This is a genomic window from Vibrio splendidus (assembly GCF_002873455.1).
GTDB lineage: Bacteria > Pseudomonadota > Gammaproteobacteria > Enterobacterales > Vibrionaceae > Vibrio > Vibrio splendidus_J.
In genome coordinates, this window is sequence record NZ_MCUN01000051.1 from 1 (window position 1) to 16,005 (window position 16,005).

At 42.8% G+C, this 16,005-nt stretch carries 12 protein-coding genes and 1 pseudogene; 6 read left to right on the forward strand and 7 right to left on the reverse strand.

Annotation, left to right across the window (positions count from 1 at the left end):
* The first annotated feature begins 200 nt into the window (after positions 1 to 200).
* Positions 201 to 1,742, forward strand: coding sequence for a methyl-accepting chemotaxis protein (locus tag BCU75_RS20755; protein WP_076673997.1), 1,542 nt, complete (start codon positions 201 to 203; stop codon positions 1,740 to 1,742).
* Between the two features lie 173 nt (positions 1,743 to 1,915).
* A pseudogene (locus tag BCU75_RS20760) lies at positions 1,916 to 2,041 on the forward strand (IS110 family transposase); the annotation flags it as partial.
* A gap of 22 nt (positions 2,042 to 2,063) precedes the next feature.
* Here BCU75_RS20760 and BCU75_RS20765 read toward each other — a convergent pair.
* Both BCU75_RS20765 and BCU75_RS20770 read right to left on the reverse strand, forming a co-directional pair.
* The gene (locus BCU75_RS20765; protein WP_076675364.1) at positions 2,064 to 2,516 is read right to left on the reverse strand and encodes a hypothetical protein; all 453 of its coding nucleotides are present in this window, start codon (positions 2,514 to 2,516) and stop codon (positions 2,064 to 2,066) included.
* 158 nt (positions 2,517 to 2,674) lie between these two features.
* Entirely contained in the window at positions 2,675 to 2,941 is a 267-nt protein-coding gene (locus tag BCU75_RS20770; RefSeq protein ID WP_076675182.1) for a hypothetical protein, read from the reverse strand.
* Between the two features lie 786 nt (positions 2,942 to 3,727).
* Between BCU75_RS20770 and cysS the strand changes: the two genes are divergently transcribed.
* The gene (cysS, locus tag BCU75_RS20775; RefSeq protein ID WP_102474948.1) at positions 3,728 to 5,101 is read left to right on the forward strand and encodes a cysteine--tRNA ligase; all 1,374 of its coding nucleotides are present in this window, start codon (positions 3,728 to 3,730) and stop codon (positions 5,099 to 5,101) included.
* A gap of 488 nt (positions 5,102 to 5,589) precedes the next feature.
* On the opposite strand, the gene BCU75_RS20780 is transcribed toward cysS, so the two are convergent.
* The gene (locus tag BCU75_RS20780) at positions 5,590 to 5,991 is read right to left on the reverse strand and encodes a DUF1090 domain-containing protein (RefSeq protein ID WP_102474949.1); all 402 of its coding nucleotides are present in this window, start codon (positions 5,989 to 5,991) and stop codon (positions 5,590 to 5,592) included.
* A 126-nt stretch (positions 5,992 to 6,117) separates the two neighbouring features.
* Positions 6,118 to 6,927, reverse strand: a complete 810-nt coding sequence (locus tag BCU75_RS20785; RefSeq protein WP_157933919.1) for a helix-turn-helix transcriptional regulator — start codon at positions 6,925 to 6,927, stop codon at positions 6,118 to 6,120.
* A 573-nt stretch (positions 6,928 to 7,500) separates the two neighbouring features.
* Between BCU75_RS20785 and BCU75_RS20790 the strand changes: the two genes are divergently transcribed.
* The 3 genes from BCU75_RS20790 to BCU75_RS20800 are packed head-to-tail and all read left to right on the forward strand — an operon-like array spanning position 7,501 to position 11,895.
* Entirely contained in the window at positions 7,501 to 8,223 is a 723-nt protein-coding gene (locus BCU75_RS20790) for an ABC transporter ATP-binding protein (RefSeq protein WP_102474951.1), read from the forward strand.
* Positions 8,210 to 10,762, forward strand: coding sequence for an ABC transporter permease (locus BCU75_RS20795; protein ID WP_102474952.1), 2,553 nt, complete (start codon positions 8,210 to 8,212; stop codon positions 10,760 to 10,762). Before BCU75_RS20790 ends, BCU75_RS20795 begins: the two co-directional genes overlap by 14 nt.
* On the forward strand, positions 10,762 to 11,895 hold the full coding sequence (locus BCU75_RS20800; protein WP_102474953.1) for a lipocalin-like domain-containing protein: 1,134 nt from the start codon (positions 10,762 to 10,764) through the stop codon (positions 11,893 to 11,895). The genes BCU75_RS20795 and BCU75_RS20800 overlap by 1 nt, the downstream gene beginning before the upstream one ends.
* Before the next feature lie 75 nt (positions 11,896 to 11,970).
* Here the strand turns inward: BCU75_RS20800 and BCU75_RS20805 are convergent, their stop codons facing one another.
* The 3 genes from BCU75_RS20805 to BCU75_RS20815 form a co-directional block, all read right to left on the reverse strand.
* Positions 11,971 to 13,002, reverse strand: coding sequence for an HlyD family secretion protein (locus BCU75_RS20805; protein WP_102466961.1), 1,032 nt, complete (start codon positions 13,000 to 13,002; stop codon positions 11,971 to 11,973).
* The gene (locus BCU75_RS20810) at positions 13,002 to 13,310 is read right to left on the reverse strand and encodes an Mg2+ and Co2+ transporter (RefSeq protein ID WP_102474954.1); all 309 of its coding nucleotides are present in this window, start codon (positions 13,308 to 13,310) and stop codon (positions 13,002 to 13,004) included. The genes BCU75_RS20805 and BCU75_RS20810 overlap by 1 nt, the downstream gene beginning before the upstream one ends.
* A 172-nt stretch (positions 13,311 to 13,482) precedes the next feature.
* Positions 13,483 to 15,837 (reverse strand): arylsulfatase, encoded by a 2,355-nt coding sequence (locus tag BCU75_RS20815; protein WP_102474955.1) that lies wholly within the window; start codon positions 15,835 to 15,837, stop codon positions 13,483 to 13,485.
* Between the last annotated feature and the right edge of the window lie 168 nt (positions 15,838 to 16,005).

Sequence of the window (16,005 nt, forward strand, 5' to 3'; positions counted from 1 at the left end):
ATTTTAGTTGACCACTACAGTGATTCATTAAGCTTTTTATAAATAAGTCTACTATTTGATCTACATCATATTTCAAACACTTATGTATAACGTAACATAAATTCTTATAGATTATGAATATAGCAAGCATCAAATGGTAAAGACATATATTCCGATGACGCAGATGTTCTAGATATAAGAAATAGAGAGACTAGTTAATAGTGAACGACAAACAGCTCAACAATGACTATCCAGAATCAGCAAATTTAATATCAACCACCGATCCTAAAAGCTACATAACTTATGCTAACCAGGAGTTTTGCGATATATCTGGATATGGTGAAGAAGAACTGATTGCCAACCCTCACAATTTGGTACGCCACAAAGATATGCCAAAAGCGGCATTTAGACAGATGTGGGACTATCTTCAATCTGGCAAAAGCTGGATGGGACTAGTAAAAAATCAATGTAAGGGAGAAAAGCACTATTGGGTATCTGCTTTCGTCACCCCTATCAAAGGTGTAGATGGCTCCACAATTGAGTATCAATCTGTTCGAACTAAGCCTACCGAAGCGCAGACCGATCGAGCAACCAAGCTCTATCAAAAAATAAATATTGGCGCATATAAAGTTAAGCCAAGAGTCGCATTTCACAATATTGCAGCTGCCTTTAGTACCATTCTCGCTCTTATTTCTATAGCATCAGCGACGATACAACCGACCATTATTGCCTTAGCGATAGCGCTTATCAGTGCGACTTTAATGTCACTGGTGTTTATACAGAGATACCGCTTCAACATCGCTAAAGAGTTGGCAAAGTCGATCTATGACAACCCCCTGATGGAAATGCTTTACACAGATCACTTTGATGATTACTCGCGCCTTGAATTAGCACTAATGATGAAAAGTGCTGAACTTCGCGCGGTCTGTGCCAGAGCAACAGAAACTTCAGGTGATATCCTACTTTCTGCTGAAGACGAGTTCGGCACCATTCAATCCGTAGGACAAAGCCTCGACCGCCAATGCCATGAAACTGAACAAGTAGCTACTGCTATTGAAGAACTTAGCCATTCGATTGATGATGTGGCCAAATCAGCGGCTAATGCTTCCAAACTAGCTGAGGAAGCAGATAATGAATCAAAAGAAGGACTTCGAAGTATCAAGAGCACAATTAATGAGATCAACTCATTAACCCATGAACTTGCACAGACTCGTTCTATCATCACCCAACTTGCACAAGACAGCCAACAAATTGAAACGATTCTTAAACTAATCACAACTATTTCAGAGCAAACCAATCTTCTTGCTCTAAATGCTGCAATTGAGGCTGCCCGTGCTGGTGAAGCTGGTCGTGGTTTCGCAGTTGTTGCCGATGAGGTACGGAACCTAGCATCGATAACAGGCGAGTCTGCAAATGAAATTCACTTTATGATTGCACAGCTTCAGCAAACAGCAAACCGTGCCGTTAATTCAATGGAGAAAGGTGGTGAGTTGTCAGTTCGATGCAAAGAGCAAGCAAATGAGAGTGGTAATGTCTTACAAGCTATTTCTGATAAGCTAAACATGGTTTCAGACAGTAGCATGCAAATCGCCACAGCGGTTGACCAACAAGCGATAGTAACTCAGGAAGTAAATCGTAACGTTTCAAACATCAAAGCACTAGCAAACGAAACCTCAGCGACCTCTCAAACATCAATCGAACGCACGGGCGTATTGGTTGATCGAATAAAAGCATTACAACGTTTGATGAAGCAATTTCAGTAAGTCTTAACTAAGCAAGAGCTGCAATTACCGTATGTCAGAGCGTTGTAGAGCTTTTCGTTGGCTGCTTTTAGCCATTCGTTCATCGCTGGGCTAGCAAGCTCATGGACATAAACGATTTAGATCTATACCTCTAAATTGTTTATACAAGATCAGACAAAGTATCTCGAAACCTTAAATTACTTGCGGCAGGTAAACCAAAAAAAGTCGCAATCGTTGCCTGCATGAGAAAGATGGTTGTAATACTTAATTCAATGATCAGAGACGGCGTAATGTGGGATAAAGGTAGCGCCAAAAATTAACTATTGACGCCATAGTCTCTTGTTAGCTTAAAAACACCACTGCATTATTTAAGGCATGAATGCCAAATGTAACCCCAAATGCCGATTTAAATGATTTTTGACGCCAAATTAAATAGGATATTGAAAGAATAAAAAACAAGAAAAGTACGCCAAATCCGTTTAGCACGCTGTTAAAAGTATGTGCTGCGGCCCATGTCAGCGCGCTAATTACTGAAGTCATCACTACTTCAAAATTAAACATTTGTATAAGCTTTAATATTGGAACCATTAGAAGCGTTTCGACAGCCGGAGCTAGAATAATCAAAAACAATAATGACGATTCCTGTCTATCATCCGGAGCAACAAGTTCAGAACCCCAAACGTATGACGCAGCGAATACTAAAGGAAAAGTCACACAAGCATGCAATAGATATGATTTCACTACATATCCGATTTCACTTTGGTTTGTATTAAATAAAAAACTAAATATTTTCATGCTCACTTCCATGTTTAAGCTAACGCCCACAATAAGGTGTGCCCCAATGAACCAACAAAGCACACCGAAATCCATACCAAAAATGCCGAGTAAAACGCATCACCTTGATTGTTTTGTTATATTTTATGTTAAGTTAATCCCGTTTTAACCCAGAAAGATTATTTAATAGAAAGCAAAAAAGCCACTAAAGAAGTGAAGACTAAAAGAGAGGAGAAAAACACCAAACGCACTTTTTTCTGAACTGCTTTCCCCGTATCCGAAAGAGCGACCTTTTTGTCAAAGATAATCAGAAAATTATCGAAATGACTCAACCAACTGGTTTTATGAAGTTTGTATCTTGATATTATTAGAGGACCAGCTGTAAGCGACAGGCCAAAAACAAGAAATGAACTAGCCAACAAAATCTTCATCGCTATTTCAAACATATGAACTTCTTACTCCAAAAAAATATAACATTTTAATATCGTGCCAGCACGAATTGATGTATTCAGCATATCGCAAGCACTCTCTCTAACCAACTGAAAAGTATGCATATAATTCAGTTTATATCTAATTTTAAATTAAAAAGCGTGCGAGCACATATTGCTTCCGATTCAAGGCACTTTATCAATCAAAAACTTCCCTTTGTTTTCTACTATTCAACAGCCTAGAAATAGTGAGCAACATATTCGTACGTAACTGTGATTGAAGGTCAGTCTGTTATGGATTAGAAAATTTAACTACGTTGTTGGATCTCTAGGTATGAGGAAAAGTAAGGCAAGTTGCAGGGTTTGAAACTGAGTTCAATCCCTCTCTGGCTCACTTTGGGGCATTTTCGAGCTAGAAAATGCCACGCGTGAAAATTCAGGTTGTGATGTTTTTGGACATAAATGAGCTATAGCTTCAGCTAAATTAGCAATTCATGGATAACTAATAGTATGGGAAGTAGCTAAGTTTAACGCCCCTGTTTTGATAGCGCAGGTGACGTCCATTACTACCAACGATGATGCTCAACATAATCATCGAATAAATGTATTGCTTTTGTTAATCATCTATTTTAATTTAAAAAAATGACGCCAATAACTACTTCCACTCAAACTCTATGTTGTTGCTGTAAATACCTTATTTACGGCCGTTTTCGTGTAGCTATTACGTAGCAAACCTATCGCACTATTACCTAGGCCGTTGATGTTTTCATCCACGGCCTTTTTGTATTTATAAGGATATGATTTATGACCCAACCGACACTCCAGCTCTTTAATACCCTTAATAGAACACTGAGTCCGTTTTATACGATTCAACCCCGTAAGGTTGGCCTTTATGCATGTGGCCCAACCGTTTATGACTATGCACATGTCGGTAATCTACGTACCTATTTGTTCGTTGACGTCCTAAAACGCGTACTACAGATCAATGGGTATCAAGTTAATCATGTCATGAACATAACCGATGTCGGACATCTAGTATCAGATGGTGACACTGGAGAAGACAAGATGGAGAAAGGTGCACGCAAACAAGAAAAATCAGCTTGGGATATTGCTACTTTTTTTGAAGACGCATTTTTTACTGATCTTGAAAGGCTTAACATTCTCAAACCTTCTATCACTTGCCGAGCAACTGATCATATTCAAGAGCAGATTTCGTTTATTCAGTCACTCGAAGCTAAAGGCTATACCTATCAAACCAGTGATGGTATTTATTTTGATACAGAGAAGTTACCCGACTACGGAAAGCTTGCGCGATTAGATATGGAAGGTTTGGAAGCTGGCATTCGCGTTGATATGGCGGAGAAAAAGCATCCTACAGATTTTGCACTATGGAAATTCACTGGCGAACAGAAACGGCAAATGGAGTGGACAAGTCCATGGGGAAATGGCTTCCCAGGGTGGCATATTGAATGTTCAGCGATGGCAGAGAAGTACTTGGGAGAAACCTTCGATATACATATCGGTGGTGAAGATCACATTCCTATACACCACACCAATGAAATTGCACAATGCCAAGCTAAAAACGGACATGTACAAGCAAACTTTTGGTTGCATGGTTACTTCTTAAATATTAACAATGAGAAAATATCTAAGTCGGGTTCTACACTGCGTTTAGAAAGCCTAATCGACAAAGGTTATGATCCTTTAGCTTATCGTTATTTAACCTTAACCAGTCACTATCGTAGCCAGCTCAGTTTTACTTGGGAAGGGTTGAATGGCGCACAAAAGGCACTGCGTAGATTAAGAAAGAAAATCACTGATATGCCTGACGGTGGTAACGTTGACAACCAGTTCAAAGCTGAATTTCTTGCACGTATCAACCGCGATTTAAATATGCCGCAAGCACTCGCCTTATTATGGGAGGTCACTGATAGTTCCATAGAGCCTGCCAATAAAAAAGCGACACTACTTTATTTTGATCAAGTATTTGGCCTTAACCTTGATAAGGTTGAACAGTTAACAATCCCCAAACAAGTTCAACAGCTCGCTGAACAACGTCAATGTTTGAAAGAACAGGGGCGATATGATGAAGCAGACACAATCCGAGAGCAAATTCGAGCTTTGGGATATCAAGTTAACGATAGTACTAATCAATCGAGTGTAACCAAGTTACTTTAATTAAAATCACCCGTTTTACCGAATAAGAGGTTAGCAATCGCCTCTTATTTCTGGGTTATGGGCTGGTTTGAGCTTACACCGTAATTCATAAGGCTCGTATTAGAAAAAGTCGGCCAAAATTGTGATAATGAAAGCCACAGTGTTATTAATTAAGCTTATATTGGGGCACTTTCGAGCTAGAAAGTGTCACGTATAAAATTCAGCCTATGAAGATTTTGGACACTACCTTATTACGAATAGAGTTAGATTTGATATCGTTCGTATGGAAAAATATGGTCTATCTGCATAAGCGTGGTGAAATTTAGTGAACTACTAGAGGTGTCCCATAGAAATCAATGTAATTAAAGAAGAGGGATTCAAAATAACGTTTGAATCCCTCTTCTTTAGAGCCACCTAGCTTCTATTTATTATTTATTATTTATTATTTATCCACACGAACATAGAACACTGATTATTACGTTGTACACGGACATCCATTACCAGAAATGCTATGGAAGTAGTGACAATTCCTTTTCAAAATGTTCAATTTTACGCTGTTCTTCTTCGATCTTTGTTTTGTATTTAACTATTTTATCTTCTTCTTGATAAGTTACGGCTTCACTAAGGTCTGAACGATACTCTAGAATTTCATCTTGAGAGTCTTCAATCTTTTCTGATAGCTCGTCTTTAAGATCATCGTTGCTACAGTACGCATTCACTTGCTCTAACGCATCACTCAATCCATTAAGTTTCTCTGTGTGTCCATTAATTTTTGCGATCTCCATTTTGTGCTGAATTTCACATGCCTTTTTATCACAGCCCACTTTTTCTGAACAATCAGAGGCAAGTGCAGCAAGTGGTAAAAAAAATAATGGTAAAGATAACAGTAAATTAGTGTGATTTTTGAACATTGAAATTGCCTGTTGCTAAATGAATAAAAAGTCTAGAAGAGCAATTTACAAGGAAACAACATCAAGCTCTATACTGTTTGTCCGTTAAATAAACACAAATGGTATATCGCGCGATTAATTGGCAAATTACACAGTGAACTCGATACTTTTCTTTTTCATCTTTTGGCTATAGTAGCTAAAATACTTAAACGACTGATCACGGTCGGCCGACATATTTTGATAAAAAGGATTATTGACGAGCGGCAGTGGATCAACCCTAAAAAGAAACAAACCAAACATAGAACGCTTAGGCGTCAAGTACAAATCGTATAAAAATTGTGCCATCGCGGGGTCGTGGACTGGAATAACGAATGAAGGCTTTTTTAAATCATCAGCGATATATTGAAGTATCTGTTTTCTAATCGATAAGCTGATCGAGCCAACACTTAACAGCATATCCGTCTGATCGTCATAAACGATATGACCCACAATTAACCCTTTGCAGTAAAAGCTGAGAATGACGAGGTTATCAACTGAGAGGTGGTCAGCGTTATAAAATTTCAAAAAGTCTAACGAATAGAGTTTTGAGTGAAGCGATAGTATATCAGTCCATAACTCGCTAGGAATCGATTTGACTGTGTAGCTAACGACATTGTCGATTGCGTAACTATAGGATATATCTTGATTCACTGGAATTTCACCCAACTTAACTGAAGGTGAAATTACGTCTACTTCTTTTGCATCAAACTCATACACTTGGGCAAAATAATTGGCAATGCCCAAACGTCTCAGTAAACTCGTTTTGGTTTCTCCCCTTTCCCATTTGCTTATCATTACTTGATTCACTCCCTCAAAAGCTCGATGGGAATGAGCAAGCAAGGTTGCTAACTCTTCTTGTGACAAGCCTTGCTCTTCACGAAGCCTTTTTAGTTCATTAGAAAAACCATCTCGAGTCATTGAGTTCCTGCCGCTTTCCATTTACAAATCAATTTACTACGTTTTATTGTAGTACCGATAACACCGTGTCGAAATACCAGTTCACTTGTCTCAACCAAGTAAAATGTAAAACATGAACACATTTATGAAAATATCGCTCTCTAGAGCCACCAAATTAATAGTTATCACATTAGCATTATTTGTGGGGAATTTCGGCTGCCAGCAAAATACCTAACTATACCCATAACTCGTAAAGAGACAGAAAACAGCTAAGGAAACGTACTAACCTACCTCATCTCCATGAAGAAAACCTTTAATACGTTAAAGCATGATTCATTGCACTTAAAACGTGGTCACGAGCCATCTAACGAAAAATCCAAAAGCCTCCGAGGTGACTCAAAGCTTCCGCGAACATCGGTATTCCTCCTCACACTGATCTATTTCCCATCTTTCGAAGTACAAGTTATTAATAATTCGATATAAATCGCTTTCTTTTTCAAATTGTTGTCTAAAATTTTATAGAGCTTACCATTTCGGTAATTGCCACAAGTAACGACACCTTTTGATGGTTAGTTTTGGTTATAAGGAGAGGAAATGGAAAGCCCAATTGTCACACTCACACATGCCAGCAAAAGCTTTGTTGATGGCAAAGATACCCATCACGTGTTGCAAGATGTCGACTTCGCTTTAGCGACAGGGGCAAGTGTTGCTTTGACAGGGGCGAGTGGCAGCGGAAAAAGTACGCTGCTGAACGTAATTGCGGGGTTCGAACCTCTATCCAGTGGAACGTTGTGGCTCGATGACGAGAACACATCAGACTGGAAAGATCCAAAGTGGAGCCGATTCCGCCATCAAAAACTAGGCGTTGTATTTCAACAGTTCAACTTGTTAACCCCACTCAACGTAAAACAAAACATCGCCTTCCCTCTCCATTTAAATCAACAAAAATGGAGTGACTGGTGCGATTATTTAGTTGATGCATTGAGCATCAGCGAGCTACTCGAAAGACACGTATCCGCGCTCTCTGGCGGACAACAACAACGAGTGGCAATCGCACGTGCACTAGCTCATAAACCGAAACTGCTGCTTGCAGACGAACCCACAGGCAACCTAGACCACAGAGCAGGCATCGAAGTAATGAAACTGCTGAGTGAAATCACGACACAAGGTAACACTGCCGTGCTTTTGGTTACGCACAGCCCGGAATGCGCCAGCTTTATGCAGACAAAATTGGTTTTAGATGATGGTTGTTTAAAGAACGTAGATTTAAAAAAGGCTCAGTCGCAAAACAGTGAGCAGCCCTATGAAGCAAGCTAGGTTTGCGAACACCAAGTTCACCCATATCAAACTGACTCTAAATCTGTTCGCGGCGCACTATCGTCAATCACCGCTACAAGCTGCGGCGATTCTAATCGGCATTGTTCTGGCGGTGACCTTGTTTGTCGCGGTGCAAGCCATTAACCTCAATGCCAAGCGCAGTTATGCAGAGTCGACCGAACAACTTAGCGCCCAAGCGCAGAACCTTATCATTCCACCAGCAGGGCAAAACTATTTATCAGAATCGCTCTACTTCAAGTTAAGACAGAATGGATTAAGCGCAGCACTGCCCGTGATTGAAGGACGAGTGAGAGACGAACAAGGCCAACGTTGGTCGGTACAAGGCAGTGAGTTGATCGCCGCTCTCACCTCAAGATCTCGCTATTCTAGCGACAAGCCAGCCGAAAACGATAGAACGTCAGAAGACAGTCAAAACATATCCTTGTTCGACAGCGCATTACCGCTTCCTCAACTTTTAGCTGGCAAGCCCATCGTGATGATGAGCCAATCGCAACATCAAAGCTTTGGCGACGTAGACACACTTACTCTCGATGAAATAGTCACCCAAGTTGTGGTATTGCCAGATGAATGGCAACTGGGTAGCCGAATGTTGATGGACATTGGGTTCGCTCAGCAACTGCTTAACAAACAAGGGCAACTGAGCTACATCGCTGTTTTTAATACTAAGAGCGATACTAAGAGCGACACTAACAGCAATACTCAGGATAAGTGGCAAAGCCTCATCGGTGATCAAGGGCAATGGATTTCCAACAACCAAAGCACGAATCTCGGTTCAATTACCGATAGCTTTCACCTCAATCTCACCGCCATGAGTTTGTTGGCGTTTTTGGTTGGATTATTCATCGCTTACAACGGTGTGAAATACAGTTTGCTCAAACGAAATCGGCTGTTAGTACAAATTCAGCAAGCCGGGGTTGCGCCAAGCATCGTGTTTTCAGCTCTGTTAGTCGAGCTGATCCTTTTAGTCACACTGGGCGCTTCGCTTGGATTCATTCTCGGTATTCAACTCAGCCATTGGCTGCATCCAACCGTCGCAATAACGCTTGAGCAACTTTATGGTGCAACACTGCTTCCCGGCACATGGCAGTGGCAATGGTTAGTGCAGGCATTGCTACTCACGTTGGCCGCAACGCTTATCGCGTGTTGGCAACACTTTAAACAGCGAGTGCGACAACCACTCTCTTCCCATGGTGGTTTCTATCAAGCGCCGGAAACGTCTAACGAGAATCAGTTGTTTGTTGTCGGTACGGCGTTAACCATTCTAGCGTTAGCAGGGTTATGGTTGAGCGAACATCACCGCTTCACTATGGCCTGGCTCGGTGTGTTAGTGGTGTCGATTCCCTTGTATCTACCCAAAACGCTTAGCGTGTTAGCAAATTGGAGCGAAAAGCGCACCCAATCGGGATTAATACAATACCTATTTGCTGAGCTACGTGAACTTATCTCCCCTCTTTCCCTTGCCATGATGGCGTTGCTTCTCGCGGTTACCGCCAATGTAGGGATGAATACCTTAGTTGGTAGCTTTGAATCCACGTTAAAACAATGGCTTGAACAGCGCTTACATGCCGATATTTACGTTAGCCCTGCCCAAGGTGAAATAGCAAATGTGGAGCGTGCGTTAGAGCAATTTAAGAACGTTGAAACCGTCTACAAGCAATACTACGTCGATGATAACTTGCAGGGCTTACCGACTTTGCTAGGCACTAAAGACAAAGACACACTCGAACAAACCATGGTGTTCCAGTCCCGCGTTGATGACTTCTGGCAGCGCTTTTACCAAGGTGAGGTGGTGGCGATCAGCGAACCGACTGCGGTGAAGCTAGGCTTGTCCCTACAAAGCCTACTCAAGCTCGATGCGATCCAAGACAAAACACTCGTCGTCGGGGCGATTTTCCACGATTACGGCTCACCGAATGGTGAAGTGTTGCTTGCACCTGATTTATGGCTTGAAAGCGGCTTTACTGACCTACCCACTAGCTTAGGGATCAAAGTCTCTGGCGACCCACAAGTGGTATATGAACAGCTACGCCAACAACTCAATTTGCACCCTAGCCAGCTTTACGATCAAGCACAGATCAAATCGATCGCTTTGGATATCTTCTCACAAACCTTTGCCATCACTCGGGCGCTTAATGGCGTCACATTAATGGTCGCGGTGATTGGGTTGTTCTGCGCCTGTTTCATGTTGCTCGATGCACGCAAAGCCGCTATTGCAAGGTTGTATGCGCTCGGCGTTAGCCAGCAAAAATTGATGGCGATGGTAATCGGGCAAATCGTAGTTCTGGTCACCTTTATTCTGATTATCGCCTTACCACTCGGCGCTATGGTCGGTTATGTATTGACGGACATTGTCACCCTGCGCGCCTTTGGTTGGAGTTTAAATTACGTATGGAATTGGAGTGACGCACTCAGCATCGCAGCCATCACCATTTTAGTTGCTGTGTTTGCGACCTTGATTCCACTGTGGCGTTTGGTCAGCAAACCCGTGGTATCCAGCTTACAGAGCGAGGTGTTGTGATGAATCGACCAATAAGAGTTTTCCTTCTCACACTTGGCATCTTGCTCCTTTTAGGGTGCGACGAGTCTACTCAACCATCAGCTCAAAATATGGGTTCGATACTCGGTACTGAAACACAAACCGAGAATGAAACGGCAATCGATAAAGCGCAATTTTCTCCGGTAGTAAAAGGTATCGACATCACCTTCCCTGCCGATCACCAAGCACACCCAAGTTTTCGTCATGAATGGTGGTATTTAACCGCTAACCTTATCGATGAGAATGGCAATGCTCTCGGCGTGCAATGGACACAGTTTCGCTTTGCGGCTGCACCGCAGGACAGTGGCAATGGTACTAAGAAAACTACGTGGCAAAGTCAACAAATCTACATGGCACACAGTGCAGTCACGAACAAAGACAAACACTACGCCGATGAAAAGTGGTCTCGCGGACAAGACGAACTCGCGGGTGTCGATTCTTCACCCTTTCGAGTTTACCTTGATGATTGGCAATGGACGTCGACTACCGATGACCTGTTCCCAGCCACATTGAACGCTAGCTCCGAACAATTTGGATACTCACTCAAGTTAACCAACAACGCGCCTTATCAAAAACAAGGCGAGCAAGGTTACAGCATCAAAAGTGGCGATGGCAAAGTGGCTTCCTATTACTACAGCCAACCATTCATTAATGTGTCGGGCAACGTAACCATTGATGGCGTCACACATCAGGTTTCCGGTAAAGGTTGGATAGACAGAGAATGGAGCTCGCAGTTTTTACTCGACTCGCAACAAGGTTGGGATTGGTTTGCGCTAAGACTGAGTGATGAAACCAGCTTGGTGGTGTTTCAACTTCGAAACTCAACAACAGGCAAAGCCAGTTATTCCCATGCGAGGTTGATGAATCAAGATGGCTCCGGCATCACAATTAAACAACAAAACATCAGCTTAACCGCCATCAAGCAAACGGAAATCGATGGACGTGACTACCCAACAGAATGGCAAGTTTCGATTCCAAGTCAGCAAATAGAACTGACCGTCTCGGCACTCGATCCAAATGCCAAAATGCCGCTGTCGGTTCCCTATTGGGAGGGGCCAATCGTGATTAAGGGTTCTCATTCCGGATCTGGTTATATGGAGTTAACCGGGTATTAATCAACAAAGCAGCGTAAAGAGCTATCCATCTTTATGCTGCTTCATCACTCAATTCAAAGTTAACAAATGGAAAGATTAAATCGCCAATAAATAGGATTTAACAGACGCGAGACGTAAAGTTGCCCCACCAATGATGTCTATAAAACCGAGTATAGGGTAAGGTTTAGACGCACTGATCCATGCTGAACCTGTGGCGCCAATCGGTATTTTTTTCATCGTTTCTTCATCAATTTCTAAAATAACCGTTCGGCCAATGGCTGGAGACCCCCTTTGAATGTGCGTCGAAACTCGCTGCTCTTGTGGTAGTAAATTTCCTTGAGCTTCACCGGTTGCTTTTACTTTACTGTGAACACGAGACCGGAAAATTTGCCCTGGAAAGGTATCAATAAAGAATTCGCTAAACTGACCTTTTTCGATATTGGCAAACGCTTGATCAGGGATACGCATTTCAACAAATTTCTTCGATGTATCCCACACATGCAGGGAGCCGACTCGAGACCCATCCGCAATAAAAACATGAGTGATCATGCCATCAAACGGAGCTCGAACCGTAAGGCGATCAAGGTCAAACATCAAGCTTTGTTTCTTGGCGAGCAAGCCATCTTTCTTGGCGTGTAACACGTTCAACTCAGCCATAAAAAACTCAACGTTGTCTTGAGTTTCTTCTAACTCTTTAAGGCTGACATGCTGCTCTAGGTTCTGATTGCGCGACAGGTTTCGCTTAGCTTGGGCCACTTTCACTTCTTGAGCTTCAATGGTTCTTTCAATTTCAATCAGACCAGAATCAACCTCAGAAATCGACGCAGAGATCAGATCATCTTTGAGAGTGTAAAGCACTTCGCCTTTTTTTACATCGCGATTATGGTCAACGTATATTTTGTCGATATGTTGACCTAGCGCTGGGGAGAGTACTGCATGAGGTGCTTTAACCGTGGTCGAGTTGGTCAAATCAATCGGCGAATAGAAACGATGACCAACAAACAAACTCACCAGTAACAGCAAGCCAATGACAACAGACGCAAAGTAATTCTTTGGGGTTCGTTTGAGCACGTTAAATTTGAATAACAACCAAACCACTAATATGTAGGGGAGCATGATCTCTTTCATTACGAAGCGCCTCTAATCCACTGTTGTAATTTATCCCAGTCCGTCACAATCGCGAGCACCGCAATAACCCAAAGAGGTTTGTAAAACATGCCCAATATACACAACCAAAAAATCAACTTGGCCTGAGCCAAACCACGCTCTTTTGCAAGGTGTTTGGGAATAGAATGGACATACCATAGCTTGCTCAGTGTCCATACAAGGATGCCCAATGTGACGACCACAATGAACCACATGAACAACGTCGATTCTAGAATGTTGTAGACCGAAGGATACGCATCGTAAACCAAGGTAGTAGGATGAATCTTCATACGATTTCCTAATTTATCATCCCGCCTCTAAGTCAAAGCCATTGGGACTATTCCAATCACTTAAGTACTTATGCACTTATATACTTACGCACTTAAGCACTGAGCCCGGAATGAACGAAAGAAGCCGCCTATCAATACCCATTGTCATCGGTATCAATAGACGGCATACACATTATTGTTCTAGGTACTTAACACGAACTTCTTTGATTTTACCGTCAAATTTGAACGGCATATCATCATAGTAAGCTTGTGATACTGGCGAGCCTAAATCAGAGCCAATATCAAACCCATCATTGAATGAGAAGAACGAAGGCGCTGTTTTTGGAACCACACCAGAAGCGAACGTTTCGCCATTCACCTTGATGGTGATATCGAAAGGCGTAAACGGCCCCGGCTTAGTAGCTTTAGATTCAACCTCTATCGTCACCTCACCTTTTGGCAACACTTTCTCAGATTGGATATGGGTATGTTCCATCAAAAACAGGTTGTACTCATAGTTAAGCTTTCCGTCTTTCACGTACACCGTCATACCACCGGAGAATGCACCGACCGCGTAGAGCACACCATTTGTATCAGGGGTAACCACCGCATCAAATTCAACGAGCGTAGAACGGTTGCCGACTTTTGGCGCTGCTATTTCAGGGATTCTGGTGATTTCATCAGGATACGTCCATTGCGTATATTTACTCTCTGGCGCATCTTGTGGACTGTGTGCTGCGGTAGACCATAATGAACCACCAATCGGGAATGCTTTGTTATCCTGCGCTTCTTGTTTGAAAATCGCCTTCATTTCTTCCAGTTTTTTAGGGTACTTTTCTGCTAAGTCAACCGCTTGAGACCAGTCTTCATCAATGTGGTAAAGCTCCCATTGGTCAGTGTCTGCGCTCCATTCTCTGAATCCTTCAGGCATACCTTGAACCCAAGGAGCTCTAGGACCAAACGCACTCGCAAACCAACCATCATGATAGATACCGCGACTGCCTAAGATCTCAAAGTATTGGGTTTTCTTTTGCCCATTAGCATCCGCATCGTCAAACGAATAAGTCATGCTTTTACCATCGATTTCATCTTGTACATGACCGTTGACCACTTTAGGTGGTGTAATGTCTAGGATGTCGTAGATAGTAGGCGCGATGTCGTTAACGTGGTGAAATTGCGAACGTGGCGTCGCATCGGGTTCAATTTTCGCCGGCCAACGCACCGCGAGTGGTTGACGTGTGCCACCAAAATGAGCCGCAACTAACTTGGTTGATTTATAAGGTGAGCTTCCAGCCCAAGCCCATGCTGCATGCGCCATGTTCTCGAATTTAGGACCGCCTAATTCATCAATTGAACCGACCTTGTTCATCGCTTCTATTTGTTGCTTTGTCGTGGTTGGAATGGCGTTCTGAGCGAGCAATTCAGCAAGCGTGCCATTTTGTCCTTCCGATGACGCGCCATTATCACCCCACAAGTAGAAGAAGACAGTGTTGTCTTTGTAGCCAAGCTCATCGATTTCATCAACCAAACGACCCACTTGAGCATCGGTATGTTCAATAAAGCCCGCGTACACTTCCATCAAACGGGCTTGGAAGGCTTTTTCATCTTCAGGCACATCGTCCCACGCAGGCATGCTTTCTGGCCTTGGTGTTAACTGCGCGTTTTCAGGAATCCAGCCCATTTTCTTGGCTTTTTCGTATACGTCTTTTCTGTATTCATCCCAACCAGCGTCGAATTTACCCTTGTACTTATCAGCCCATTCTTTGGTTACATGGTGAGGGCCGTGTGCCGCACCACTAGACCAGTACATCATGAAAGGTTTGTCAGGCTGCAAAGACTTGTGTTGGCGCATCCATTTGATCGCTTGATCCGCCAGATCTTCACTCATGTGATAGCCTTCACGGTGGATTTTTTCTGGATCAACAAACGTGGTGTTTTCCACCATGGTCGGTTCATATTGCGATGCACCTGCACCAACAAACCCATAGAAATATTCAAAGCCGTAACCCGTAGGCCAATTATCAAAAGGCCCCGCTACAGTGGAATCTAACGGATGAGTGTTGTGCCATTTGCCAAAAGCAGAGGTTGAATAACCATAGTTTTTAAGCACTTCTGGGAAGGTGGCACTGGTTTTCGGGATAACCCCTGCATAACCATCCCAATCGTTAGCGTATTCTGCAATAACCCCTGCACCCACTCGGTGATGGTTACGACCAGTCAGTAATGAAGCTCGCGTAGGCGAACACATCGCTGTCGAATGGAAACGGTTGTAGGAAATACCTTCACCGGAGATTTCATCTAACGTAGGCGTATTGATTGGACCGCCGTAGGTCGACGTTTGGCCAGGGCCGACATCATCGATCATCACAATGACGATATTGGGCGCATCTTCAGGTAAATGGTTGGAAACAGGTCGCTTGTTATGGGTAGATTCAGCAAGAATATGGTTAGCCACCGAGGTTGATGGTTGACTAGGAAACGGTAATACCTCTTGTGCGACAGAACCCGCAGCAAAACAAGACATCATGATGGCACTAAGCTTTTTCATTCGGACACCTTTGAGAACAGGAATAAACTCCGGCCTACCTGTTGTGCTAAAGACATCCGTACACCGTCATTTAGCGAAGCAAAATAGATCAGAGATGTAAAACTCAATGGCGTGGGAACAGAGAAAACAGCCTCAGCACCAATGTAGTTTTTCAGTGCTAAGGTTATT